Origin of the sequence: Pseudomonas sp. BS3767, from assembly GCF_900099665.1 — a bacterium.
Taxonomy (GTDB): Bacteria; Pseudomonadota; Gammaproteobacteria; order Pseudomonadales; family Pseudomonadaceae; genus Aquipseudomonas; species Aquipseudomonas cerasi.
In genome coordinates, this window is the sequence record NZ_FNCX01000015.1 from 19356 (window position 1) to 41025 (window position 21670).

Annotated in this window: 24 protein-coding genes and 1 pseudogene; 7 read left to right on the top strand and 18 right to left on the bottom strand. The window is 54.4% G+C overall.

Translation table 11 applies throughout. The annotated features are described in order from the left end of the window. Positions 1 to 65: 65 nt before the first annotated feature. The 14 genes from BLR16_RS27450 to BLR16_RS27520 all read right to left on the bottom strand — a co-directional run bounded on the left by BLR16_RS27450 (position 66) and on the right by BLR16_RS27520 (position 11615). On the bottom strand, positions 66 to 422 hold the full coding sequence (locus BLR16_RS27450) for a hypothetical protein (protein ID WP_074910194.1): 357 nt from the start codon (positions 420 to 422) through the stop codon (positions 66 to 68). 9 nt (positions 423 to 431) lie between these two features. Further along, complete coding sequence (gene virB11, locus BLR16_RS27455; protein ID WP_092194688.1) at positions 432 to 1463, bottom strand: P-type DNA transfer ATPase VirB11; 1032 nt, start codon at positions 1461 to 1463, stop codon at positions 432 to 434. A 9-nt stretch (positions 1464 to 1472) separates the two neighbouring features. Beyond that, positions 1473 to 2840 carry a TrbI/VirB10 family protein gene (locus BLR16_RS27460; RefSeq protein ID WP_092194690.1) on the bottom strand — a complete coding sequence of 456 codons (1368 nt, stop codon included), beginning with the start codon at positions 2838 to 2840 and terminating at the stop codon, positions 1473 to 1475. Beyond that, on the bottom strand, positions 2827 to 3636 hold the full coding sequence (gene virB9 / locus BLR16_RS27465) for a P-type conjugative transfer protein VirB9 (RefSeq protein WP_092194692.1): 810 nt from the start codon (positions 3634 to 3636) through the stop codon (positions 2827 to 2829). Before virB9 ends, BLR16_RS27460 begins: the two co-directional genes overlap by 14 nt. After that, positions 3626 to 4414 (bottom strand): VirB8 family type IV secretion system protein, encoded by a 789-nt coding sequence (locus BLR16_RS27470; RefSeq protein ID WP_092194693.1) that lies wholly within the window; start codon positions 4412 to 4414, stop codon positions 3626 to 3628. Before BLR16_RS27470 ends, virB9 begins: the two co-directional genes overlap by 11 nt. A gap of 407 nt (positions 4415 to 4821) precedes the next feature. Next, complete coding sequence (locus BLR16_RS27480; RefSeq protein WP_092194695.1) at positions 4822 to 5754, bottom strand: TrbL/VirB6 family protein; 933 nt, start codon at positions 5752 to 5754, stop codon at positions 4822 to 4824. A gap of 10 nt (positions 5755 to 5764) precedes the next feature. Then, a complete protein-coding gene (locus BLR16_RS27485) occupies positions 5765 to 6118 on the bottom strand; it encodes a hypothetical protein (RefSeq protein ID WP_092194697.1) in 354 nt (117 codons plus the stop codon). Positions 6119 to 6150: 32 nt separating this feature from the next. Continuing rightward, a complete protein-coding gene (gene virB5, locus BLR16_RS27490; protein WP_092194699.1) occupies positions 6151 to 6837 on the bottom strand; it encodes a P-type DNA transfer protein VirB5 in 687 nt (228 codons plus the stop codon). Further along, positions 6834 to 9308 (bottom strand): VirB4 family type IV secretion system protein, encoded by a 2475-nt coding sequence (locus tag BLR16_RS27495; RefSeq protein ID WP_092194701.1) that lies wholly within the window; start codon positions 9306 to 9308, stop codon positions 6834 to 6836. Before BLR16_RS27495 ends, virB5 begins: the two co-directional genes overlap by 4 nt. Next, positions 9235 to 9723, bottom strand: coding sequence for a VirB3 family type IV secretion system protein (locus BLR16_RS27500; RefSeq protein ID WP_080348828.1), 489 nt, complete (start codon positions 9721 to 9723; stop codon positions 9235 to 9237). The genes BLR16_RS27495 and BLR16_RS27500 overlap by 74 nt, the downstream gene beginning before the upstream one ends. A gap of 12 nt (positions 9724 to 9735) precedes the next feature. After that, the gene (locus tag BLR16_RS27505) at positions 9736 to 10071 is read right to left on the bottom strand and encodes a hypothetical protein (RefSeq protein WP_005746160.1); all 336 of its coding nucleotides are present in this window, start codon (positions 10069 to 10071) and stop codon (positions 9736 to 9738) included. After that, positions 10071 to 10760 (bottom strand): lytic transglycosylase domain-containing protein, encoded by a 690-nt coding sequence (locus BLR16_RS27510; RefSeq protein ID WP_092194703.1) that lies wholly within the window; start codon positions 10758 to 10760, stop codon positions 10071 to 10073. Before BLR16_RS27510 ends, BLR16_RS27505 begins: the two co-directional genes overlap by 1 nt. A gap of 12 nt (positions 10761 to 10772) precedes the next feature. Then, positions 10773 to 11015: a hypothetical protein gene (locus tag BLR16_RS27515; protein WP_017279420.1), complete on the bottom strand. Its 243-nt coding sequence runs from the start codon at positions 11013 to 11015 to the stop codon at positions 10773 to 10775. 87 nt (positions 11016 to 11102) lie between these two features. Then, positions 11103 to 11615, bottom strand: coding sequence for a transcription termination/antitermination NusG family protein (locus tag BLR16_RS27520; protein WP_010199861.1), 513 nt, complete (start codon positions 11613 to 11615; stop codon positions 11103 to 11105). 216 nt (positions 11616 to 11831) lie between these two features. On the opposite strand from BLR16_RS27520, the gene BLR16_RS27525 reads away from it, so the two are divergent. Further along, complete coding sequence (locus BLR16_RS27525) at positions 11832 to 12227, top strand: helix-turn-helix domain-containing protein (RefSeq protein ID WP_005782487.1); 396 nt, start codon at positions 11832 to 11834, stop codon at positions 12225 to 12227. An 11-nt stretch (positions 12228 to 12238) separates the two neighbouring features. On the opposite strand, the gene BLR16_RS27530 is transcribed toward BLR16_RS27525, so the two are convergent. Together BLR16_RS27530 and BLR16_RS27535 are read right to left on the bottom strand one after the other, a co-directional pair. After that, entirely contained in the window at positions 12239 to 12436 is a 198-nt protein-coding gene (locus tag BLR16_RS27530; RefSeq protein WP_092194705.1) for a hypothetical protein, read from the bottom strand. Positions 12437 to 12533: 97 nt separating this feature from the next. Next, positions 12534 to 13634, bottom strand: a complete 1101-nt coding sequence (locus BLR16_RS27535) for a polyamine ABC transporter substrate-binding protein (RefSeq protein ID WP_092194707.1) — start codon at positions 13632 to 13634, stop codon at positions 12534 to 12536. 108 nt (positions 13635 to 13742) lie between these two features. Between BLR16_RS27535 and BLR16_RS27540 the strand changes: the two genes are divergently transcribed. After that, positions 13743 to 14516: a helix-turn-helix transcriptional regulator gene (locus tag BLR16_RS27540; RefSeq protein ID WP_017279416.1), complete on the top strand. Its 774-nt coding sequence runs from the start codon at positions 13743 to 13745 to the stop codon at positions 14514 to 14516. Positions 14517 to 14632: 116 nt separating this feature from the next. On the opposite strand, the gene BLR16_RS27545 is transcribed toward BLR16_RS27540, so the two are convergent. Beyond that, positions 14633 to 14983: a type II toxin-antitoxin system RelE/ParE family toxin gene (locus BLR16_RS27545; RefSeq protein WP_092194708.1), complete on the bottom strand. Its 351-nt coding sequence runs from the start codon at positions 14981 to 14983 to the stop codon at positions 14633 to 14635. 15 nt (positions 14984 to 14998) lie between these two features. Continuing rightward, positions 14999 to 15247 (bottom strand): type II toxin-antitoxin system prevent-host-death family antitoxin, encoded by a 249-nt coding sequence (locus BLR16_RS27550; RefSeq protein ID WP_017685122.1) that lies wholly within the window; start codon positions 15245 to 15247, stop codon positions 14999 to 15001. 340 nt (positions 15248 to 15587) lie between these two features. Here BLR16_RS27550 and BLR16_RS27555 point away from each other — a divergent pair, with 340 nt between their 5' ends. The 5 genes and pseudogenes from BLR16_RS27555 to BLR16_RS27575 form a co-directional block, all read left to right on the top strand. Continuing rightward, complete coding sequence (locus BLR16_RS27555) at positions 15588 to 16550, top strand: tyrosine-type recombinase/integrase (protein WP_092194710.1); 963 nt, start codon at positions 15588 to 15590, stop codon at positions 16548 to 16550. 293 nt (positions 16551 to 16843) lie between these two features. Beyond that, complete coding sequence (locus tag BLR16_RS27560) at positions 16844 to 18007, top strand: ComEC/Rec2 family competence protein (RefSeq protein WP_092194712.1); 1164 nt, start codon at positions 16844 to 16846, stop codon at positions 18005 to 18007. Between the two features lie 2 nt (positions 18008 to 18009). Then, a complete protein-coding gene (locus tag BLR16_RS27565; RefSeq protein WP_092194714.1) occupies positions 18010 to 20250 on the top strand; it encodes a ThiF family adenylyltransferase in 2241 nt (746 codons plus the stop codon). A 64-nt stretch (positions 20251 to 20314) separates the two neighbouring features. Then, positions 20315 to 20983 carry a hypothetical protein gene (locus tag BLR16_RS27570; protein ID WP_092194716.1) on the top strand — a complete coding sequence of 223 codons (669 nt, stop codon included), beginning with the start codon at positions 20315 to 20317 and terminating at the stop codon, positions 20981 to 20983. A gap of 13 nt (positions 20984 to 20996) precedes the next feature. Next, positions 20997 to 21257: pseudogene (locus BLR16_RS27575) on the top strand (tyrosine-type recombinase/integrase); the annotation flags it as partial. Positions 21258 to 21670: the final 413 nt, after the last annotated feature.

The window sequence follows — 21670 nt, forward strand, 5'->3', positions numbered from 1 at the left end:
GCGCAGCGGTGCACTGGGATGGATTGAAAATGCGGGAGTATCAGGGGGTGATGCGGGTGCAATGCCTACTTGCTGGTGTTCTTGTATTCGCCCTGGTACTCGAACTGGCGCAGCTCGCGGTTGTTGGCAAAGCGGGCATCACCGTGTAGCGAGGTCTTGGGCTTCAAACGCACGAAAAGGGCCATCAGCGTGATGCCTACTGGCAAGAAGGTGAGGGCAGCCGTCACACACCAAGACCAAGGCACGTACAGCATCCGCCGGTCGTTCCAGGCCAGCTTGCGGGTCTCCCATAGCGTGTCCCAGGCCAAGCCCGTGAAGTGACCTTGGGTCAGGTGCAGATACATAGCCCCGCCTGCGTACAGCCCGATCACGAAGCACACAGCCATCATGAACACGATTGATAGCAAGATTTTCCACCACATGGCGTTCTCCTAGGCAGCGCGTTGACGCTGGCCATTGAGCAAGGCCAGCTTGTGTTCGGGTTCGTAATGCACTTCTTCGATGTAGGTGTTTTCCATGTACACGACCACGTCAAATGAGGTGCGCACCAAGCGCTCGATGTACGCGTAATCCAGGCCGAGTCCGATTGGTGACTGCTTCACCAGGCCGCACACACGGGCATAGCCTGCTTCACTGTCATTGGCATGCGCAGTGGTCACGGTGCCCTTGGTGCCGGTGTTCAGAATCTCGATGTAGTGCCACACCTCATCACCAGTCAGCTCGGCCAAAAACAGGTGGTCAGGCTTCATCCGCATTGCGCTGGCCACCAGGGCTTTGGGCGTCACCACATGGCCATAGAGCAAATGCACATGGTTAGGATGGAAGGGCATGGGGTCCTCCAGTATTTCCTGGATCGTGATCATGCGACGGTTAACCGGAAACATGTCGATCAGCGACTTGCCGTAAGTGGTTTTACCCGACCCTGGCCCGCCAAAAATGATGATGTTCTGGCGATTAGCGATGGCGATTTCCATGAATCGGTGCCACTCGCCGGCTGCGTGGGCTTCCTGCATGTCGCGCTGCCAGGCTTTCAGGGTCAGTATCGGTGAAGCGATGGCCCTGGCTCGGTCATAGCGGCCACTATTGACGTAATCCATATGGGTGAAGCGATCCAAAGAGGGTTTTCGAAACGTCATCGACAGGGTGCCCTCTTCGCACGCCGGGGCCATGACGATCTGGCCCCGCTCCCCGCAAGGTAATTTCACAGTGTGAATAGGTGAGTGAGGAGCCAGTACGCGGTATCTCAGCGCACAGAGCGCATTGGCCAGCCGCCAGCACAGGTTGTAGGTGAGCCAAGGCGCTTCTTCGTGTTCCCAGCCGTTTGGACCGTCCACCCACAGCTCGTAAGGCCGGTTGATGGCCACGTCCTTGGTGCCCTGACGATTTAGGCGCTCGGTGGCACCTGCCTGGTCGAGGAAGTCCAGAACCAGCGTGTCTTCGGTAAGTCCTTGCTCTTCAGTCATGAATACTCCTTAGCGGTTCTCGAAAACCGATGAAAAGTCGATGTCGCGGGCCACGATGACAGTGATCACGGTGCCCGGCAGCAGGTGTGCGGTGTCCGGAATGTTGATGGTGCTGTCCAGCGCCTTGTTGGCCATGCTCTCCACGTTCTGCTCGCTGTTGTTCACCGTATAGCCTCCGGACCCCGAGCTTTTCTGCGTCGTGTTGGACGCGGCCTGAAGCGCGTCCTGGATGAACGACAACATCACCGCACCGCCAAAGCGCTGCATGTAGTGACGATTGATCCAGGCTTCGGTCCCACTGGCTCCCATGGGGCCTGCACCAAGGCTGTCCAGCTTGGCCCGCGTACCCGATCGGGTTTCAAGCTCTGTCCAGGTGGTGAACACGCTGGTTTCGCCTGGCCCTACCTGAACGGTCTGCTCGCCGGTTAGCTTGTCTCCGGCCTCCGCGATTACCGTGGAGCCATCGGCGGAATACAGCGGATCGGTCAGACGACAATCCACCATCCCTGGGTGGGTACTGATGATTTCGGTATACAGCGCGCAGCGCGTGTAGGTGTTGTGACTGACCAGGTACTTGCGGTTCGGTGCCAGGTACGCCTTGGCCGGGGTGAAGGTGGTGCCGCCCAGATTGCTCAGGCTGCTGCGTTTTCTGCTGGACGATTCACCACCCAGACCGCTGCTCGATCCGCCCTGAATGTCGCCCAACATTGACGGCGGCATTGATGGCTGCTCGCCGGACGGCTGTTGCGACTGAGTATTCCCAGCACCAGTACCCTGCACGTCTTCCGAGGTGACCAACATTTCACGTCCCAGTTTTCGTTGCCGGGGGGTCTGTTCCACGGGCGTGTTTTGGCCGGGCGCGCCGGGCGGTGGTGGCGCACTACCGGCATGGTCCTGACTGGTTTTTCCGCGCTCGGCATCCTCTTTCTCCTTTTGCTCCTTGGCCAATCGCTCTCTTTCCGCTCGGGCTCGCCTTTCCTCTTCCGCTTTGTCAGCGGCCAGTTTGGCTTCCCGTGCCTTTTTCATGCTGTCGTCATTGCCCAGATTCACGTCCAGGGTCGCGTCCTTCTTGACGTGGGTTTCATCGACCTCGGAGCCGGTGGTTTTCATCTGGGAAATGGTGAAGTACCAGAGTCCGCCAATCATCAGCAGCCCTACAAACACCAGCCCGGCCATGCTCAGGTAAAGCGTCTTCTTGTTTTGGGTATCGCCTGTGCGTTTGGCCCGCACATCAAAGGCCCCACGGGCCTGGGTGCTAGCGGGCTCGGAGGCCGGTGCCTGTTCCGGGGCTGCTGTGGTCGCTGCTGATTCGGGCGGCCCGATGCTGTCCGGCCCTGGGGTGCTCTCCGGAGTTTGGTCATTGTCATTGTTCTGCATGCTTGAGCTCCCGAATCTGGCCGGTGGTGGTCCCGTTGAAGTTGTACCCCGTGTTCACCTGAGCGGTAGGCCGGGCCTCTACAACCAAGCCGTTTAGGCGGAACCGAAACAACCGGCTGACCCCATGCACCACGACCACGTTCTGTTCGTTGTGCATGTCGGCCACCGTTTCGGTGCCATCGGGCAGTACCTGGTACAGCACCGGGCGCGGCCCGTTACCGGTGAAGCGGAAGCAGGTCAGCATGCCGTTGTCCCAGCCCTCGTAAGGCGCTATGGACCTGCTCTCTGAACTGGAGCGCTTCTGATAGGGGCCGTTTTGCACCGGGCCGTCACAGGGGTTGCCGGGGTCACGGCGAGCCGAGACGGATTTTTTCGGCGGCTCGGGGTAGGTGAAGCGCAGTAGATACGTCGAGTCTTGTTTGCGCTTGACCAGCTTCAGCTCAATCAGGTAGGTACGCCGATTGGTGTTAATGGTCAGGTTCGTGTCGGGTTCCTTATCCGTGATCGGCTTGAGCGAGACCATGTTGCCAGCCTTGTTGGGGCCAATTGACCAGGCTTTCGGATCGCCCGAGACCATCAGCCCGGTGTCCTGATTGATCGTCTCGTTGGATTGGAGCTGGACAAGCGCTCCACGCCCAACCGTCGCTTGCACCCTGAACACCTCGTCAGGCGAATAAATGGCCGTCTGTACGCGGCGGTCGAGTGATGAGCCGGTGCCCATGCTCTCGGCAAAGGCAGGCAGACCGAATGTCATGAGTAACAAGGCCGTGAGGCCTGAAGCGGCTTTATTTGCCATTGGACACCCCCACTTCCTGGGTCATTGTGTAGGCCTTGATCCCGAAGCCACGGGGGTTTAGCCACTGGTCACCGGCTTTTTTGGCAGGGTTTTTGTAGTCGTAGGTCACTGTGGCCACCCAGGTCACCGGGTGCAGCTGGGGGTCGGGGACGCCGTTGCGGTCCAGCACGGTTTTGGTGATCCGCACCTGGGCGGTGCCTTCCCGATCTTTGCGTTCCAGGAAGTTGATGTTGTTGATATCAGTGCGTATCTGCCGGTTGGTTCCCAACACCTGCACATAGCCCTTAGAGGACAGCTGGAAATTGCGGTACTCGGTAAACGTTTCACCGTAGGACATCAGCTCCACCATGCCGAACTCTGCGTCGTGGCTTGAGAAGTTGTAGCTCTCGCGAAACCGTACATAGGCCGAGAGCCAGAACTCGTCATCGATCTGCTCCTGTGGCTTGCCCTTGTCGTCGGCCCACACCACATCCGTGTAGCCGGAGTTTCTGTCGACCCGTACCAGGCCAAGTTGAACGGTCTTGAGCGGGGTCAGGCCCATCACGGCGGCAACTGACATGACGGCAATGGTCCCAAACACATAATTCAACCGCGTTGCTCGTTTGGTCTTGGCCTTTTCATCGGCGGCGATGTGTTTCTCGAAATACCGCGATGCGTGGATGAAGGCCTGTTCGGCCAGGCTGATTTCTTGTGCGGTGGCCGCATCGATGCAGGTACGGGCAGCCAGTTGGCGCTCCTGCTCGATCACGTCCTCTTTAGATTTTCGAAGCTTTCTCATAAGTCACCTAAACCTGGACATACACGTGCTTCGCGGATCAGTTCGCGGAGCATTTGGAATCGTTGGGCGGGGCCTCGGCGGGCTTTGCCGGGGAGACGGTTGCTGAACGCTTTGTACTGTTGGTCTTGAGCGGCTGGGCCTTGGGCGCAGGGCTCGCAGCTGGCAGTACCCGGCCAGGAACGGGAGCAGGCGTTGCCACGGGGGCAGCGCGAGGCGCTGGGGCATGGGTGAAGGGCATGTCTTCCCATTGCCCTTCCGGTTCAGACAGTTTGGGTGCAGAGCCACACCCTGATAGCAGGGCAGCCGAAAGCAGCCCGCTTAAAGCAAGTTTGAAATTCATAGTGGAGTACCTGAGAGAAGCGAGGGTGTTGCGAGTAGAGAGAGGACGTAGCCGGTGAAGCGGTGTGTTATTTGATGTTGTTGCGTCCCCTCCGCAGTCTTGAAATGCCGGCAGCGACACCGCGTGTCATGCCTTTGGCTGCGCTAAACCCTGAAATGCGGCTGACCATTCCGCCTCCGGAGGGGCCACCGCCCATGATAGAGGCCGCTTGCCCAGGCAGCTCGATGACAAGTGCTGTGAACGTGCAAAAGACAATAAGGATGGTGATATTTCCCGCCAAAGTAGTGGTCAAGGAACCATCTTTAATCATCACGGTGTTGATAAAGCCGATTTCGATAGCCAGCACAACCGATATCAAGACCTGAGCCAACATAAAGCCACCGATGGCTGCAACCCACCCCCAGAAATACTGTTTGGTCTGATCAAACAGCAGAAAGGCGATAAACAAGGGCCCTACGGCCACGATAGCCGTCGTCGACACCTTCAGCACAAACAGCGTGGCGACGGCGGCCAGCAAGAACGGGATGCCTCCCAGCACATAAAACACCACCCCCTGAATACCCAACCAGATATCAGCAAGACTGGTTGTAATGACATTGAAATTCATGGCACTAATAAGCGCTTGCAGATTGATGGTGTACGTAGCAATCAAATTGTCGATTTGATTAGTTTGCACGCCCGCCTGGCCGGACAAAATACCTCCCATCCAGTTGGGGAAACCGGTGATAAAGGGCACAATTGTCTGTACGTACCATTGCACATTGAACGCACACGCGGTGATGGCAGCCATTTTCATAATTTCTTTGGCCACATCCTCGAAGGCAACGTTCATCCCCCGGTACAGCCACTGCATGTTGCGAAGCGTGAAGTGGATCAACCACATGGTGCCGAAGAGCGCCCCAAGCCCCAACATCACCTTGGCCATCCCGGTGACCAGGGCGCTTTGCAGAGCGGCATCAACGAAACCAAACAACGTCTGGGCTATTTTTGTTACGTCCATGCCGCCTCCTTCATTTTGATCGGGTATAGGTTGTGTTGTCGAAATAGATGAGGTTGCCTTCCATACGCATGGTTGCAAGGCCACCAGACATGCTCAGGACACTGTCCGACTCCGCTTTGGCTTCAAATCGTTGTAGGTTTTTTTCCATTTTTCCATACCCCACAATATCGGCAGTGGTTTCAAGGTTTACGTGGAAAATCTCTCCATCTTTGGATATGTCCATTAAATAGGTTGGCCTGCCCATTCTGGTTTTATTTTCTCCAGTCCAGCGCCCAACAAATCCTTGACCTTTGTCCGCACCGCACCCGGACAGTGCAAATGCAAAGAACATAAAGCAAAACAAAGCCGTCATTTTTTTCAACATAGGTCATCTTCCCTTTTGAATTTATTAGTTAATCACTCGTAGCTAGGCCGCACGCTCGTTTTACCGTTCATGTAATCACGGAACGCTTGTGCCCGTTTTTCGTTTTCCATTTTCTCTTGCTGCTGCTGAAGCATCTGCATGTTGGCCAGCCGCATCTGCTGGTTCTGTTGTTCGATCAGCTCCTGCTGGTAGCGCAGCTGTAAATCCTCCTTCTGCTGTGGGGTCGTCACCTCATTCAGCCGGGCCCGTAGCAGCTCGGCATTCTTGACCCGTTCAGTGCTGGCGTTGTAATTGCGCTCCAGCGCATCGGCAACCGACATCATCTGGTCGAATTTGGCCTGCACGCTGGCATTATCCGAGGTTAAGCCATAGCGGTCACGCAAACTGGCGATGTCACGTGCCGTGCTATACACATCGGCCCAGTCCCCCAGAGGCATTACCTTGTTCAAGGCTGGGTCGTTCAGGAACCCACCCAACATGTCGTTGCCGGTGATGATGCTTTTGTAGTGGTTGTATTGCTGCGCGGTCTGGGTGATCGCGTCTTTGGCCGTGCTCAGCGCGTCCATCGCCTGCTTGGCCTGGGCCAACGCATTCGCCTTCAGCGCGAGCAGGTTAGACGGATCCAGGACCGGAACGCCTGGTACTGCCGCATGCGCAGCAGGCAGGACTGTGGTCAACATGAGCGCGCTAAGCGCGTAAGCCATCACGTGTTTTTTCATGACGAAACCTCGATTTCATTCTGTTCCTGAAGGGCTTTCCAGGCTTTTTGAAAGGCCGGCATCCAGCGCTGTGCATCCCGCGTCTTCATGGACTGGCGCAGGCCCTCGGCATAGTCGAACGCGGGCAGCCATACAGCGGGATCGTCGGTGTTCAACCATTGGCGCACTGCCTCGGCCACCAGGAATGCATCGACCCATACCTTGGGATCGGTCGTGCTCAGGTGTTGCCGGATACGCTCGGCCACCGCCAGGTTCTTTTTCGTAGCTGATAACAGCGGCAGCCAATACTTGAGTGGGCCGTCCAGCTCCATCTTCAGCTTCACCGACTGGTTACCCTGCTGCACCACCATTTCCCGGCTCAACGGCCCCATATCACGCACGGCCTCGAACAACTTGCCCGTGACGCCGAACTTCGCGTAACTGTCAGCCTGGGCATTTTTGTTTGGCAGCCAGATGGGGGTCGTCACTTGCTGAATGACTGCCGCAGCGTAAGGCGTTGCCAGCGCTTGCTCGGGGTACTGGGTGTCCATGATCAGGATTTCCCCGCGCATGCGTCCGCTCTGCAGGACCTCCTTGATTGCATCCGCTGTGCTTTTGAACGACAACGGTGCCCAGTACTCGGCCACCACGTTCAGCAGCAGGTTGCCGGGGCGGGCCTGGTGCATTTCGCGCTTCATGTAGAACAGCGTGTTCAGAAACGCTTCCATGACCTCTGGGTGCTTCTGGGCATAGTCGTTGTTAAGCAGCTGCGTGCAATCGAAGGCCAGACGCCGGTAGGTCTGCGCATCGAACTGGTTGACGGGCGAGTCCAGTACCCAGGCGTACTGCCCTTCACGGCCTTCACCCGCCTGTCGACACCATTTAGATAGCCGCGTCCGCAGGCAGTTTTCGCCTTGGTCAGGGATGTTCAGCAGTAGCAGTGACATGCCGCGATTGCGCACGTTGGTGTGCGCCATGACAGCCTCGATCGAATCCTTGATCCTCCTCTGGTCAGCTTCGTTGCTCTTGTCAGGACCTCCCGCGCAACACAGCACCAGGTCAAACAACATTTGCCGCAACCCCGGACTGTCATGAAACTGGAACGGATTAACGCCGGTGAAGCGCCCAGGCTGCACGGTGTAATACTCGGCACCCAATCCACACAGCAGGTGCCTCTGCGACTCGTTATAGTCGATGCTGAATATCAGCGGATCGAAGCGGCTGAGAAAGGTCAGCAGGATGGCCTCAGCGGTGGTTTTACCGACCCCCGTTTGGCCTGTGTAAACCGCATGACCTGGCAGCATTTCACCGAGGTTGTTCTGGCCGGGCGGGCTGTCATGCACGTTGAGGACATACAACGCCTTGTTGGCCGTCAGCACGGGCATCAACCCTGTTCCATCGCCGATAGGGTTGCCCTTGACCTTGCCCGTAGGGGCGGAGTGCAGTGAAAAGCTATCCGCCAGATTCTCGGTCGATTTCATCATGGGGTACATGGCCTCGGTCACACCAGGGAACTGCGTGTACCAGGTATCGACGTTGCTAATAGTCGAACGCACAAAGGTCGCGTCACGCACCGTAAACACCGACGCCATTTTCGTGCCGTTCTCGATGGCCTGGTCCGGGGTCTTGCCGTAAACGATCAGGGAGGCGTGATAACGACCGAACGCCTTTTCACCCAGGGTGATGCCTTCGATGGCTTTTTCAAGCTCCTTGGTTTGATGGGAGTCGTTTTCGACCGAGCCCAGATCCGCCTTGTGCTTTTGGAATTTGTCCTTGGCCTTGTTGCGATCCTCGAACAGAAACGTTTGCACCAGGGTGAACTCGAATTGCTGCTCGTTGGCTTCATCCCACATGCCGGGGTAAGTCCCGCCACTGGGGTAGTCGCGCAGGTCAAAGGTGGTCGCGAAACGCTGACCGCCTCGGTTGGGCCGGTTCTCCACAAAATCGTAGTTTTCAAAGTTGGTGACGCTGTCAATGATCGCGTCGCCCAGACGGGTATCACTGACCAGCACGTCTTTTTCGTGCCCGTTGATCAGCAGGCTGTAGTAGCGCCCGATCTGCGAGAACAATGCGCCGTGTTCGTTTTCCTCAAGGCCCATGATCGCTGGGTCATATTCGGCCAGTAGGGTTCTGGTCAGTGACAACAGGTCGTTCATGCGCTGGATTCCGTCATCCAGCTCGCGGTACTTAAGAACCAGGACAAGGCCGTAGCCCACCTGGTAGAAGGTGCCGTTGCGAAACGGTTCGGTATAAGCGTCCACGAAGTCCTGCAGGGCAGGCAGTGGCATCGTGTACTGCGTGTCCAGCTCGATGCCTGTCTTGGTGGTGTAGGTGTGCACCAACAGGTTTTTCCCTTCTTTCTTGCCCAACGCCAGAAAGTAGCGGTTGCGGGTCTCGCACAGGCGGATCAGTTCTTCATCACTGCGGGTCTCTGGGGAGACCCCCTTGAGCTGGATCAGGCTCACCAGGCGATTGCCTGACAGGGTTGTCATGAGCTCGTCTACCGGATAGCCCATCAGCGGCACTTTGTCCTCCGCTGGCATAACGCTTTTGTGAAAATCGTGCGCCATAGAATTTGCTCCATTGCGGATTAATGGGGGTCAGCAACAACGGTTTGCCGTACTTGAGGTTCAGCCGGAGACGCCGCAGTGCAAAGCGGACGCGGCGCAAATATTGAGGATCGATCAGGCCAACAACCCTCAAGGCGATGAGGGCAATCAGGAATGGGGAGGCAACGACCAGGCCCCACACCCAGGACAGCAGAAACGTCGCGGCAACACCGAAGACCAAGCCGCCCATCAGCAATCCCACCATCGGCATGATGGGGATGTTCCAGAACATCGCGGGCCGACTCATCGCGTTGTAGCTTGGGGAAACCTCTTTTTTGAGCACTTCGTTACCGGCCATAAGCGCTCCTGGTCAACCCGGCACGCCGGTGCCGAAAATTCCCCAAACCGCTGTGCCAATGGCAACTGTGGCTCCGACAACCATCAACACAGCAACCTGCTCCAGGTAGTCCACGAAGGTGTGCGAGCGGTCGCCCGTGGAGCGAGCAATCATCCATTTGGCACCTGACCAGATCAGGCAACACAGGCCCAGGGTGCCCGTCAGCATATAAATGCCCAGGCGAATATTGCTGCCATATTGCTGCAACGTGGTCAGCCAGTCAGCGGAGGCGATACCGGGCAGGTAGGCCAGAGCCACCAGCAGAATGCCCAGCTCGCCTTTGTTGGGCACAAGGGTACGTTTGATCATCATTGATCCTCTTTAGGGAGAGTTGACGGTTCTTCAGGGGATACAGCTGGTGGAGCAGAAACAGACGGTGGTGCAGGTGGCAGATAGCGCGGGTACTGGCGCAGCACGTCCCAGCTTTCATAGGTCGGATCAACGGTGGACGCCGGGGCCTGAGTGCGCTGGAGCTTGTTCGGTTCAGGTGATCCGCCTTCCAGCGCAGGGACCGTCACGGTGGTCGTGCCGGCGTTGGCCAACACACGTTGCACGTGGCTGCTGCCACCGAATTCGGCCTCGGCTTTGAAGCCGCGTTTGGGGTTGCCGCTGTAGTAGCAGGAAATAGCCTTGTGCAGCGCTGCCTGCCGATTGGGCTCCTTGGCGCTGGCCCTTGAGTAGCACTGTTCTAGAACATCGGCGGCCATGCGCAAGTTGGTGCAGGGCTCAAATACGGGTTCGGGTCGGTTGACATCGAAATGCTGCCGGTTGATTTGGCCCAGGCCGATGCTGAAGTCAGCCCCCTCCGCGACCAGCTTTTTCACCGCCAATACGGCTTCATCCAGGCTTTGCGGTTGACGCGGCAACACTTTGCCGACCACGCCAATGGCATAGGGATTGAAGGAAGATTCTGTCTTGACGATGGGGGTAAGCGTGGCAGGGTGTATCGAGGGAGCACATTGCATAGCCAGGGCCAGGAAGGCACTGGTGGTGAGCATTGCAAATTCCTTCTAGTCGGTAGTAGTGAGAGGCTTCCCAGAAGGCCGCCCTTGAGAATCTTCAATTAGCTTCTCGACGGCCTTCTCAAGAAAGTTATCGATCAGATACCGAGCGAGGTCAGAAGGCGAAATCTGCCTGGAGCTGTTGGTTTCATAACTCACCCGTATCGCGGCTTTATTCAGTGCTTCCACCCTGATAGGTCGGATATATACGCTTGATGTCTTGGTGGTTGCTTCATCTTCGGATGACGCCATGGGAACTCCTAAGGGCTGTGAGAACGCAAAAAAACACCGCCAGGCGAACCTGGCGGTGAAATGGGAAATCCTGGAAGTAGGTAATGCCTAGGCGGCATTCACCGTCGAATAGAAAACAGTCCCAGAACGCCCGACAAGGCGCTCCAGCGCGGCGTTCTGCGACAGAAGCGCGAAGAAAGCCGCCCTGCGGGCAGCTTCAGATTTCATGTCGATGATCAGACGGAGCGTTTTTTCCAGCTCTGTCGGCACATTGCGAAACTCGATGCAATCGAGTGAACGGTTAGATCGAATCAGCGCAGCAGCCTTTAATTCCTCTACCGTAGAGTCCTGCAAAACACAGGTTCGACCGCCGAACTGAACGAACCCATGGGCACCATTCAACGCTGTGATGGTTGTGGTGTGTGTCACCTCGGGATCGAACCGTAGCAGCAGATAGCCAGGAAACAAACGAACCTCCTTTTCTATCGACGAAGGGCGATCCGTACGTTTGCGAGAGGTGATTCTGACGGGGGAATACACCTCAACGTCTAACCGTTCTATCAATGTCATAAGTGACTGATAAACGGCAGAATTGTGCATCAAAACGTGCCAGTTTTTCATAATCAGAACCTTTCGATCAGGCGCTCTTTCGAATTCCGGAACCGCTGGGCCCAGGGGAGAATCATGAGCCATAGAGAGCCGGCTCTATCCGCTTCTGGATCGAAGGAGCTCAATCAGGGAACGGATTTCTAGGACACAAAATAGATGGAACAGAAAAAAAAGTAAACACTTTTGTGTCTAATAAACATATTTGTGACTTTGTGAAGGCGCAAGCAGATGAAATTATTGGTTTTTTTTGGAGACACTGTGGACACTGTCAGGAGCGTGGTAGGAGCAAAAATCAAAGCCCTTCGGAAGTCTTCTACGTTGAGCCAAGCGGACTTGGCGGAAAAGATTGGCTGCGAGGCTCCGCTGATAGGACGTTACGAACGAGGCATAACCCTGCCTGGCATCGAGCAGTTGATAAGAATCGCAACCATTTTCAACGTCGCTCCAGGAGAGCTGTTACCTGGTGGCCAAGATGTTCTCCGCACGCGATTGATATCGCTGCGACAAGAACTTTCAGAAAAAATCAACCAGGTCGATTCTCCTGAAAGTCTTGAAGAAATCATCCGCCTCACTGATAAATTCATCGCATACAATAACCCTTCCAAAAAGACACAGTCTGATTAGATGAAAACTCGTTAAACCAGGCCATATTTTTGAGACAACTCCGCTATACGGATTTTTCTCTGAAAGTTATATATACTCGATTGCACATCTAGAGGTAAGAAACCGTCTGCAACCAACGCAGCATATTTCTCATCCATTCTAACGAGTTGCACCAGCTCTTTGATTTCATCCCGGTGTGGTTTTTCTAGTACAGCGACTGAAGTAGTCATAGCTGATTCTGTCCTCGAATCTATACCATCACTTGAGCGCTTCTACTTAGACAAATCTACGCAAAACGCGCTCAATATTTACGGCAAAATTTCCGGCTTAAATACCACTCTTCACTTTGACCCAAGCGCGTGTGCGAATTCGCTCTAGCTTCAACGGAAGGGGCTCTAAAGGGAAAAGCCTACTAATAGTATCTTTATCCAAATAAACCGAAGCGTTATCTCTAAGTTTTGGCTCTACAAACTGCTTTGCATCTTTATTAGCACTAGCGTAAAGGGTGTGATTTGAAGTTTTAGCAATCACTTCAGGGCGCAACATGTAGTTTATAAACGCCATGCCTTCTTGTGGATGAGGGGCATCCTTCAACAACACCATATTCTCTGACCATACCAAAGCGCCTTCGCGAGGGATGGAGTATGCTATCCGACGTCCAGTTTTGTTTTTCTCATTCAACTCTTGCGCTGCAAGCGCACCATTTGCCCATCCTACAACCATACAAATATTACCATCAGCCAGATCAGCATCAATTTTAGATGAGTCAAAATAGCGTACATAAGGACGAATCTTGAGCAATAAGGCTTGAGCTTTCTGATAGTCGTCTGGGTTTTTGCTGTTGTGAGGCAGACCAAGGTAGTGCAAGGCAATCGAAATAATTTCACTCGGAGAGTCGAGCATTGCTACACCGCACTGCTGGAGCTTACTAATATTTTCTTCCTTGAACACCAAATCCCAACTATCCACCGGAGCGTCATCACCTAGTGCGGACTTTATCTTATCGACATCATATCCGATTCCGGTAGTCCCCCAAAGGTAGGGCACTGCGTACTGGTTTCCAGGGTCATTAACAGAAACCTTAGCCAGTATTTCGGAATCAAGGTGCGACCAGTTGCCGAGCTGGCTACGATCCAGAGGTTGGAGCACTCCTGCAGTGATCAAGCTCGGCAACACGTTTGAGGTAGCTACTACTACGTCATACCCCGTGCGCCCAGCCATGACCTTGCTCTGCATGATCTCGGCGCTGTCAAAGGAGTCAATGAGCAGTTTGCTGCCGGTTTCGTGCTCGAATTCTTTAGGGGTATCTGGTGCAATGAAGGCATACCAGTTGTATAGATGCACGCTGGTTGGGCTCGCAATCGCAATATTTAGCCCAGCGCTGAACAAAGAGGCAGTAATGATGGTCAACATACGAACGCTTTTCATAGGCTTACTCCATGCCATTGGTCAGTCCCCATTGGTAGGTACCGAATCCATGAGGGCGCAATATAAACGTATCAAGTCAGGTTTTAAATAACCCAATAGGGGTAGACGATGCCAAACCAGCTCCAGGGCCAAATTTGGCACAGATCGATAGCGAAACTAATCGAAAAGCTCAACCGACCTGAGTTTTGGAATTCGCTAGTCAGATTGCTGAAGGAATATGCACCAGTCGACAACTGGGTTGTGCTGATGTTTGGCAGCGAAGGGGTACAGGCAATTTGCTATCCTGATACCGCTGACGAAGAAGAAATAGATGGGCTGCTCAACCGGTATGTCAAAGGGCTATACATGCTTGACCCCTTCTACATAGCTAATCGAGAAAATCAGCAAAGCGGTTTCTTTCATCTCTTGGATATTGCACCGACTCACTTTTTGGAAACAGAGTACTATCATCTTTATTTTGAACAATTCGTATCAGTAGATGAAGTTCAGTATAACGTTCAGCTTGACTCTGAAAGAACACTTTGTTTATCCATGGGTAGCAAAAGTCGGTTTACTCAGGAGCATATTGCTATATTTGACTTAATCAAACCTTGGGTATTGGCTTTGATGAAGCAACGTATAGCTTCTGATGTTGAAGAAAAAGAAAGCTCTCGACCCCAGCAATGGCAGGACAAGATTATAGAGCTTGCTCCACAACTCACGGGGCGTGAAATTGAAGTTTTAAAGCTGGCTTTGAGTGGTTTTTCAAATAGCGAAATTGCTGGAAAGTTATCAGTATCCCCAGAAACAGTGAAAGTACATCGAAGAAACTTTTACAGTAAGCTCAATATAAAATCTCAATCAGAACTTTTTGCTTATTTCTTCCAAAGCACTATAAGCTAACATAAAAGAAGTTATCATAACGGGAGTGCGACTTTCTCGCATTCCCTTTCATGATTTGACGCTGTCAGAGACTAGACTGGATGGGATAGCACAAGCGTGTTTTGTCCATCCAGCCACTACATAGGCTGTAGCAGACAGTAGCGGATCAGTGCCTGTTCAACACTCTGTTTACTACCCAATACGAGCAATACGCTGATGTCGGTAATACCATCAGAATCCATCACCTCGTAAAAGATCCGGTATCCGTCAGTGTTCAACTCACGATAGTGCAGTACGCCCAGCTCACTCAATTGAGGACTGACCGGATAGCCCAACGGGGTGGACAGGAGCTTGTCCTGGATGGCATCGATAAGGGAATCTATGCGTTGAGCAGCTGATGAGAATCCCTGAGTGACAGCCAGGTGTTCAACCTGATCTTCGAGGCTTTGCTGAGCAACATCAGTAAAGCGCAGTGCAAACGTATTCATTTATGCTCCTATTTATTATTTGTGGTCAAACCTCCTGCTCAATCGGGCCTTGAGTTCGTCAGTGGAACAGTGCTTGCCTTGGGCGTACTCGCGGGAACTGATGGCCAGGAGCTTCACCAAGGCGATCGACTCATCGCGGCGCTTACGATCTGCGTAAGACTCCACCACGTAGGCCGGGACACCGTTTTGCGTGACGACCAGCGGCTCATCGAGAGGCAGGTCGGCTGCGTTGCGTTTCAAATAGCTAATTGTTTCAACTCGCATGAGTTCCTTCCTAGGGGTGTCCTTTGCCAGGGCACCACGCTTGCAACTTCAAAAGTGAATGTCGATCCGGTATCGAGCGACGGTGCATTGTAGACCATATTAAGTCCAAATTAAATCTTTCAAAGTCATTTTCATTGCTTCGCATCAATCAGCTTTTTTTGCCCAGAGTTTTTACGCTCACTTCTCGGTCCATCAAGGTACGGCAGTAAAGTGGTGATAAAATACGTTATCACCAATTATTGACGCGTATTGTTGAGGGTGTACGCTGCGCACCAGCGGCGGCGTTTTGGTGACTAAAATCTTAATCCGTGTTCACTGATAGCCCTACTGAGGGATTTACATGCAGGATGTGACGAAAGTCGTCTCGAACGACTCGCGCAGGCTGACCGCCGTCGAATTTAAGCAATTGGCCGCAGTACCGTCAGCAGTCGAGTGGTTTGCCAACCTCGACAACCCGCGCACACGCCGTGCTTATCAAAATGACCTAACGGATTTCTCTTCCTTTATAGGGCTGGCCAGCGCCGATGATTTTCGCCAGGTCACCCGGTCGCACGTATTGGCCTGGCGCGCCGATCTGGAACAACGCAGCCTGGCCGGGGCCACCATCCGCCGAAAACTGGCCGCGCTGGCCAGCCTCTTTGATCACCTCCTGGACAGCAATGCAGTCACGGGCGGTAACCCGGTCCATGGCGTCAAACGACCGAAGATCGAAAGCAACGAAGGCAAGACTCCGGCACTGGGTGATCACCAGGCCAAGGCGCTGCTTGAGGCCCCAGACGAAAGCACGCTTAAGGGCCTGCGCGATCGGGCCATTTTGGCGGTGCTGCTTTACCACGGCCTGCGCCGAGAAGAAGCAGCGCAGCTGCAGGTCAGCGACATCCAAGAAAGGCGCGGTATCCAGCACCTGAAAATCCATGGCAAGGGCGGCAAAGTGCGCTACCTACCGTTGCACCCTGTCGCGGCCGGGCGCATCCACCTGTACCTGGAACAATCAGGGCATCACCTGGACGACAAAAAGGTTCCGCTGTTCATACCGCTGAGAGGCAAACCGACCGGCGCCGGGGTTTCGGCCAACGGGATCTATACCGTGGTCGAGGCCTACGCGAAAAAAGCCGGGATTGAGATCGACGGCTTGGGCGTCCATGGACTTCGAGCAACCGCAGCCACCAATGCTCTGGAGCATGAGGCCGATATCGCCAAGGTCCAGGCCTGGCTCGGACATGCCAACATCAGTACGACCAAGATTTACGATCGGCGGGAGAACAGGCCCGAGGATTCACCCACCTATAAGGTGAAGTATTAATAGCAGGCGAGCGAGATCGTCGCACTTTCTAGGTAAGGCACCTTGGAGGAGCGAATGACATGGATCTGGCAGGCGATGGCTAATTCAGGAGCAATGCTGCATAGGGGGAGCTAGAAAAATCACTCCTCCGCCCCTAGCTTCCACTGGCTAGGCGCGCTTGATAGCGGTACTAATAAGGAAAATCTAAAATCGGCACATGTTGTGCCTTGAATTCATTTGAGGTGGCACATATAGTGGTGGCACTCAGCCGTGGATCCAATCCCTTGGCGCGTATTCCCAATGAAGGAGGATCTATGGCGGATAAACATCAAGTCATCTTTTATCCAGTAGGAAACGGTGACACGACGCAAATTGTTCTTTCGGCCGGGCGCCGGGTCTTGTTTGATTTTTGTCATCGTGGGACGGCTGAAGCCCCCGATACACCCGAGATCGACTTGAAAGCACGATTGAAGGCGGACCTGCAGGAGATTAACCGCGACTACTTCGATGTCGTTGCGTTTACTCATGCTGACCTAGACCATATTCAGGGCAGTACCGATTTTTTTGAGCTTCAGCATGCGAAGAAGTACCACGGTGAAGGGCGCATCAAGATTCGTGAACTATGGGTTCCCGCGGCCATGTTACTGGAGGAGGCCGACAAGGATCACCAAGGCGAGGAATACGTCCTTCTCCGCCAAGAGGCGCGGCACAGGTTGCTGGAAGGTAAAGATATCTTGGTTTTCTCCAAGCCTCAGGGCGTTGCTGATTGGCTGGAGCCGTTACTTAAGGCGCGGGGGGAAGCTGCCACCGCTCGTGATCATTTATTCATAGATGCGGGAACACTTGTTCCGGGCTTCACATTGGCAGAGGACGGTGTCGAGTTTTTCTGCCATTCGCCCTTTATCAAGCACTGTGAAGATGGCGATATCATCCGCAATCGCGCTTCTTTGATCTTCAACGTACGTTTTCAAGCAGATGGCATGCACTATGACTACCTGGAGGTGGGTGATGCGACCTGGGAGGATATTGAGGACGTTGTGGCTACCACGCGGTACCACAAGAATGATGATCGCCTAGCATGGGACTTGTTCAATATACCTCACCATTGCAGCTATCTGGCATTGAACAAGGATGGGCATAAGGGGGAGCGAGAGACTGAGCCAAAGCCCCTGGTCAAAGAGTTGCTGCTGCAAGGAAAACGGGACGCCTACATTGTCAGTTGCAGTAAGCCAGTGACCGATATGAAGGAGTCGTATGATCAGATCCAACCACCTCATATCCAGGCACGCAATGCCTATGAACGATACCTGAAAGAAGTGGGCGGGCGTAAATTTCTGGTCACTATGGAAGAGCCGAATGCAAACAAACCTGAGCCAATCACTTTTGAGGTGACGTTTGCAGGCGTGGCCTGGAAGCGTTCGACGTCCGTTGGAGCTACGGCCGTGGCTTCATCCTCGCCACCGCGGGCGGGTTGTTAATAATGGAGGAGTACTTTGAGCTGCGTGGCGGCGCAGAGGTGGATGCTTCTGCCTTGCAATTGCCGCGTGCCGTGCGATTGCTGGACGCTGTCAAGCGCCATCGGGACTACGCACCCGTCCGCCTTTTGCGATTCGGCGTAGAGGGTGCGTCGAACACTGAATGCATTTTGGTCGACGTTGAATGTGACGGTATCGCGCCGAAGAATTCCGCGGGCATCCGTTACAGGGAGCGTCTCGCATTGTGTGTACCCGACGATCTTAAGACGCCGATCGAGGTGTTGGCGCTCCGCAAAGACTTTCCGCTCTTGATGCATCAGAACCAAGGCCCGCCCGGCGCTCCTGCTAGTTTGTGTTTGTACTTTGAGTCAGCTACTTCAGTCGCCCGGACGTGGACGCCACAGGGGTTCCTGCGACGGGTGCAGTGGTGGCTTGAGAAAAGCTCGACGGGTGAGCTGCACGCCGCTGATCAGCCGCTTGAGCAATTGTTTTTTGCCTCCAAGTTCGAGCTGGTGTTGCCTTGGAATATGCAAGCGCTTCAGCAGAACCCAACTAGCCGGTTCTCTATCGCTCGGAGCGAAGATCGTCGTGATCAAGGGTTTACCTGTTTCTTGGATGTACTTTCAGAGGAGCGCCAGGGAAGCGGAGCTGTTGCCCACATTGAGTTAACGCTGCCACCGGTTGTTCATGGATTTGTAGAGCGTGATCCCGCCACGTTAGGGCAGTTGGCCGAGATGTTATCGCGTCGAAATACTGATCTGCTTTCTATACTGAAGGCTGAACTGCAAGGGCAGGTAGGTGAGTTGGGACTGGCTGTATTGCCCGAGAACAAGTGGACCATTATTCTATTGCACATCCCGATCTGCAGAATTGCAGGGGCGGAGCCAGAGGCAATCACTCAAAGAGCTCTATTGGTGCCGGTGGGGGCGTCGTCGCTTGGTGTGGCTGTGGGCGCGTTGTTCTTGCATGAGGGGCGTTATTTCAGGGATTTGATGAACACGCAACCCAGCGATGTTTGGCAGGAGCAGATAGTTATCCCCATGGACGTGTTGTACCGCAATAGCGGCACGGCCGCCAGAATGCAGTCCGGCATTGTCGCGCAGGGACCAGCTGCTGTTTTGGTGGGCGCGGGGTCGCTCGGCAGTGCGATGCTGAATCTCTGGGGACGCAGCGGCTGGGGGCGGTGGACAGTGATCGACAAGGACCACATCAGGCCGCACAACTTGTCTCGGCATGTTGCCTTCACGCAGCAAATCGGTGAATCCAAGGCCAAGGTAGCCGCGAAGCTGCATGAGCTGGCTGTGGCCGGAGCGACGTCGATTACCGCTATCGATGCAGACGCAAGTGATTTCAACCAAGAACTCATCTCACAGGCACTATCGACCGCCGAGTTGGTGATAGATGTATCAACGACCCTTGAGTACCCTCGCTCTACCAGTGATCGAGACGATTTCGCACGCCATATGTCTGCGTTTGTCACGCCAAACGGTGAGGCGGCAGTACTGCTGGTGGAGGATCGGAAGCGAACGTGTCGTTTGCGCACGTTAGAGGCACAGTACTATCGCGCTTTGATTCAAGAAGCATGGGGGGCGGCTCACCTGAGTGGCGAAGCAGGCACGTTTTGGAGTGGTGCCGGTTGCCGTGATATTTCGGTGGTGATGCCCTATTCCAGAATTCTCGCGCACGCAAGTACCTTGGCAGAGCAGGTCCAGACGGGGGCTGAAGCTGACAAGGCGTTGATCCGCGTGTGGCATCGTGATCCAGTTCTGGGCGGTGTGACCGTTCACGATGTCTCTGCTTCTCCAGAGCAATGTATGGAGTTGGGAGACTTCAGGGTTTTCATAGATCACGGTGTTGAGCATCAACTCCGAGTATTGCGTAACGAAGGCTTCCCCAATGAGACCGGCGGGATCTTGCTTGGCTATTACGACTTCAACATAGGTGCAGCCGTTGTGGTTGCAGGGTTGCCCGCGTCACCTGATAGTCAAGGAACTCCGCACTCGTTCAAACGGGGCGTGGTAGGGCAGGTGGAGGCGCTGAAAGAGGCGGCGGAACGAACGGGAGGCATGGTGAGTTACATCGGTGACTGGCATAGCCATCCGCCTGGTCATTCCGCCGCCCCCAGCCAACATGATTTGATCCAGCTGGCTCATTTGGCTTTGGGCATGGCCGACGACGGTCTTCCTGCAATCCAGCTCATCGTAGGCGAGCGGGATATGCATATCCTGCAGGCTGAAGTGAAGTAGCGTCCGCCAGGTTACGATGGTCGCGTTGGTCTGAAATGTTGCTCCTGACTATAAGGCATGGACTATGAAGGATGGAGTGGATTACAGCAGTAAAGCCCTAAAGGGGCGCAATATGGCTTGGCTGGTGGCAACGCTAATCTTGGATTTCTTGGTGTTGTTGGTGATGACGTTCCACACGTCAATCGAGGAGTTGACGCCGAGCAAGCTGGTGTTTATTCGGGCTAGTTTGACCGCGTTGTTGCCCATTCCTGTTTTGCTGTTTTCGTCGCTAATTTCGGCGAATATCAAGGCGATACTTGTGTTCTGGCGTATTACTTACCCCTTGCCGGGTTCGCGTGCGTTTACCGTGCACGCACCGGCGGATCATCGCATTGATCTTGCTAGGTTGAAGAAGAATGTCGGTGTTTTTCCGGTTACCGAGCGCGACCAGAATGCAAAGTGGTATGGACTTTACAAGAAGGTCGATTCGGCTCCGTCTGTGGTGGATAGTCACAAGAACTACTTGCTCTTCCGGGATATCGCGGCGTTGTCGTTACTGTTGACGCTGCTGGTGCCGGTAGTCACGCATTTCAGTGATGTCGATGTTGCTCGGTCCTTGGCTTGCGCGGCATTTTTTTTGGGGCAGTACCTAATGGCCGCGTTGGCAGCGAGGACAACGGGCATCCGCTTTGTGCAGAATGTTCTAGCATTGCATGCGAGTGAGAAGAAAGCGGCGCCGGTGAAGAGGGAATAAAGTGCGCCTGTCAGGGGTGCATACCGGTGCCGGTGTCACTGCGAATGGTCTTTACACCATTGTTGCGCAGTGGGCACGCGTGGCAGGCATCGAGGTCGAGCGATTGGGTGTGCATGGTTTGCGAGCAACAGCGGCAACCAATGCGCTGGAGCATGATGCGGATATCGCCAAGGTGCAGATGTGGCTTGGCCATGCCAACATCAGTCCCACGCGGCTATACGATAGGCGCGACCAGCGGCCAGAGGATTCACCGACTTTTAAAGTGAAGTACTGAGACGAGCGCTAGTGAAAGGTTCGGTTACTGATCACCTAGATAAACTCAGGCGAGCCCATCCAGCCCTCATAGAGGAGCCAGGTGTGCGTGGGCGGACTTTCGGCTTTCCAATACGAGAAGCGCTATTGATGGCTCATAGCATTGACCGCTGGTCGGAAAAAAGCATTCAACGATTAGTTGACTGCTGACACCCTAGCAACACTTACAAAAAAACTGCGAAAACGAACTCCCTGGCCACCGACGAACGGTGAGGCTCAATGATTCTGAGGGGTACAGTGGGGAATACTTTTAATGCATATCATCCCACGATGTACCTTTTGCAAATTTTTACTCAGAAACGACGAGGCCCGCAAACTGCGGGCCTCACGGCGTTTTGGACTCATCCACACGTAGCGCTCAGCGAACTTCTTCCT

Excerpts from the sequence above, each read along its gene's own strand:
- BLR16_RS27450 (WP_074910194.1), bottom strand. The coding sequence starts at position 422 with ATGTGGTGGAAAATCTTGCTATCAATCGTGTTCATGATGGCTGTGTGC.
- virB11 (WP_092194688.1), bottom strand. The coding sequence starts at position 1,463 with ATGACTGAAGAGCAAGGACTTACCGAAGACACGCTGGTTCTGGACTTC.
- BLR16_RS27460 (WP_092194690.1), bottom strand. The coding sequence starts at position 2,840 with ATGCAGAACAATGACAATGACCAAACTCCGGAGAGCACCCCAGGGCCG.
- virB9 (WP_092194692.1), bottom strand. The coding sequence starts at position 3,636 with ATGGCAAATAAAGCCGCTTCAGGCCTCACGGCCTTGTTACTCATGACA.
- BLR16_RS27470 (WP_092194693.1), bottom strand. The coding sequence starts at position 4,414 with ATGAGAAAGCTTCGAAAATCTAAAGAGGACGTGATCGAGCAGGAGCGC.
- BLR16_RS27480 (WP_092194695.1), bottom strand. The coding sequence starts at position 5,754 with ATGGACGTAACAAAAATAGCCCAGACGTTGTTTGGTTTCGTTGATGCC.
- BLR16_RS27485 (WP_092194697.1), bottom strand. The coding sequence starts at position 6,118 with ATGTTGAAAAAAATGACGGCTTTGTTTTGCTTTATGTTCTTTGCATTT.
- virB5 (WP_092194699.1), bottom strand. The coding sequence starts at position 6,837 with ATGAAAAAACACGTGATGGCTTACGCGCTTAGCGCGCTCATGTTGACC.
- BLR16_RS27495 (WP_092194701.1), bottom strand. The coding sequence starts at position 9,308 with ATGACAACCCTGTCAGGCAATCGCCTGGTGAGCCTGATCCAGCTCAAG.
- BLR16_RS27500 (WP_080348828.1), bottom strand. The coding sequence starts at position 9,723 with ATGGCCGGTAACGAAGTGCTCAAAAAAGAGGTTTCCCCAAGCTACAAC.
- BLR16_RS27505 (WP_005746160.1), bottom strand. The coding sequence starts at position 10,071 with ATGATCAAACGTACCCTTGTGCCCAACAAAGGCGAGCTGGGCATTCTG.
- BLR16_RS27510 (WP_092194703.1), bottom strand. The coding sequence starts at position 10,760 with ATGCTCACCACCAGTGCCTTCCTGGCCCTGGCTATGCAATGTGCTCCC.
- BLR16_RS27515 (WP_017279420.1), bottom strand. The coding sequence starts at position 11,015 with ATGGCGTCATCCGAAGATGAAGCAACCACCAAGACATCAAGCGTATAT.
- BLR16_RS27520 (WP_010199861.1), bottom strand. The coding sequence starts at position 11,615 with ATGAAAAACTGGCACGTTTTGATGCACAATTCTGCCGTTTATCAGTCA.
- BLR16_RS27525 (WP_005782487.1), top strand. The coding sequence starts at position 11,832 with ATGAAATTATTGGTTTTTTTTGGAGACACTGTGGACACTGTCAGGAGC.
- BLR16_RS27530 (WP_092194705.1), bottom strand. The coding sequence starts at position 12,436 with ATGACTACTTCAGTCGCTGTACTAGAAAAACCACACCGGGATGAAATC.
- BLR16_RS27535 (WP_092194707.1), bottom strand. The coding sequence starts at position 13,634 with ATGAAAAGCGTTCGTATGTTGACCATCATTACTGCCTCTTTGTTCAGC.
- BLR16_RS27540 (WP_017279416.1), top strand. The coding sequence starts at position 13,743 with ATGCCAAACCAGCTCCAGGGCCAAATTTGGCACAGATCGATAGCGAAA.
- BLR16_RS27545 (WP_092194708.1), bottom strand. The coding sequence starts at position 14,983 with ATGAATACGTTTGCACTGCGCTTTACTGATGTTGCTCAGCAAAGCCTC.
- BLR16_RS27550 (WP_017685122.1), bottom strand. The coding sequence starts at position 15,247 with ATGCGAGTTGAAACAATTAGCTATTTGAAACGCAACGCAGCCGACCTG.
- BLR16_RS27555 (WP_092194710.1), top strand. The coding sequence starts at position 15,588 with ATGCAGGATGTGACGAAAGTCGTCTCGAACGACTCGCGCAGGCTGACC.
- BLR16_RS27560 (WP_092194712.1), top strand. The coding sequence starts at position 16,844 with ATGGCGGATAAACATCAAGTCATCTTTTATCCAGTAGGAAACGGTGAC.
- BLR16_RS27565 (WP_092194714.1), top strand. The coding sequence starts at position 18,010 with ATGGAGGAGTACTTTGAGCTGCGTGGCGGCGCAGAGGTGGATGCTTCT.
- BLR16_RS27570 (WP_092194716.1), top strand. The coding sequence starts at position 20,315 with ATGAAGGATGGAGTGGATTACAGCAGTAAAGCCCTAAAGGGGCGCAAT.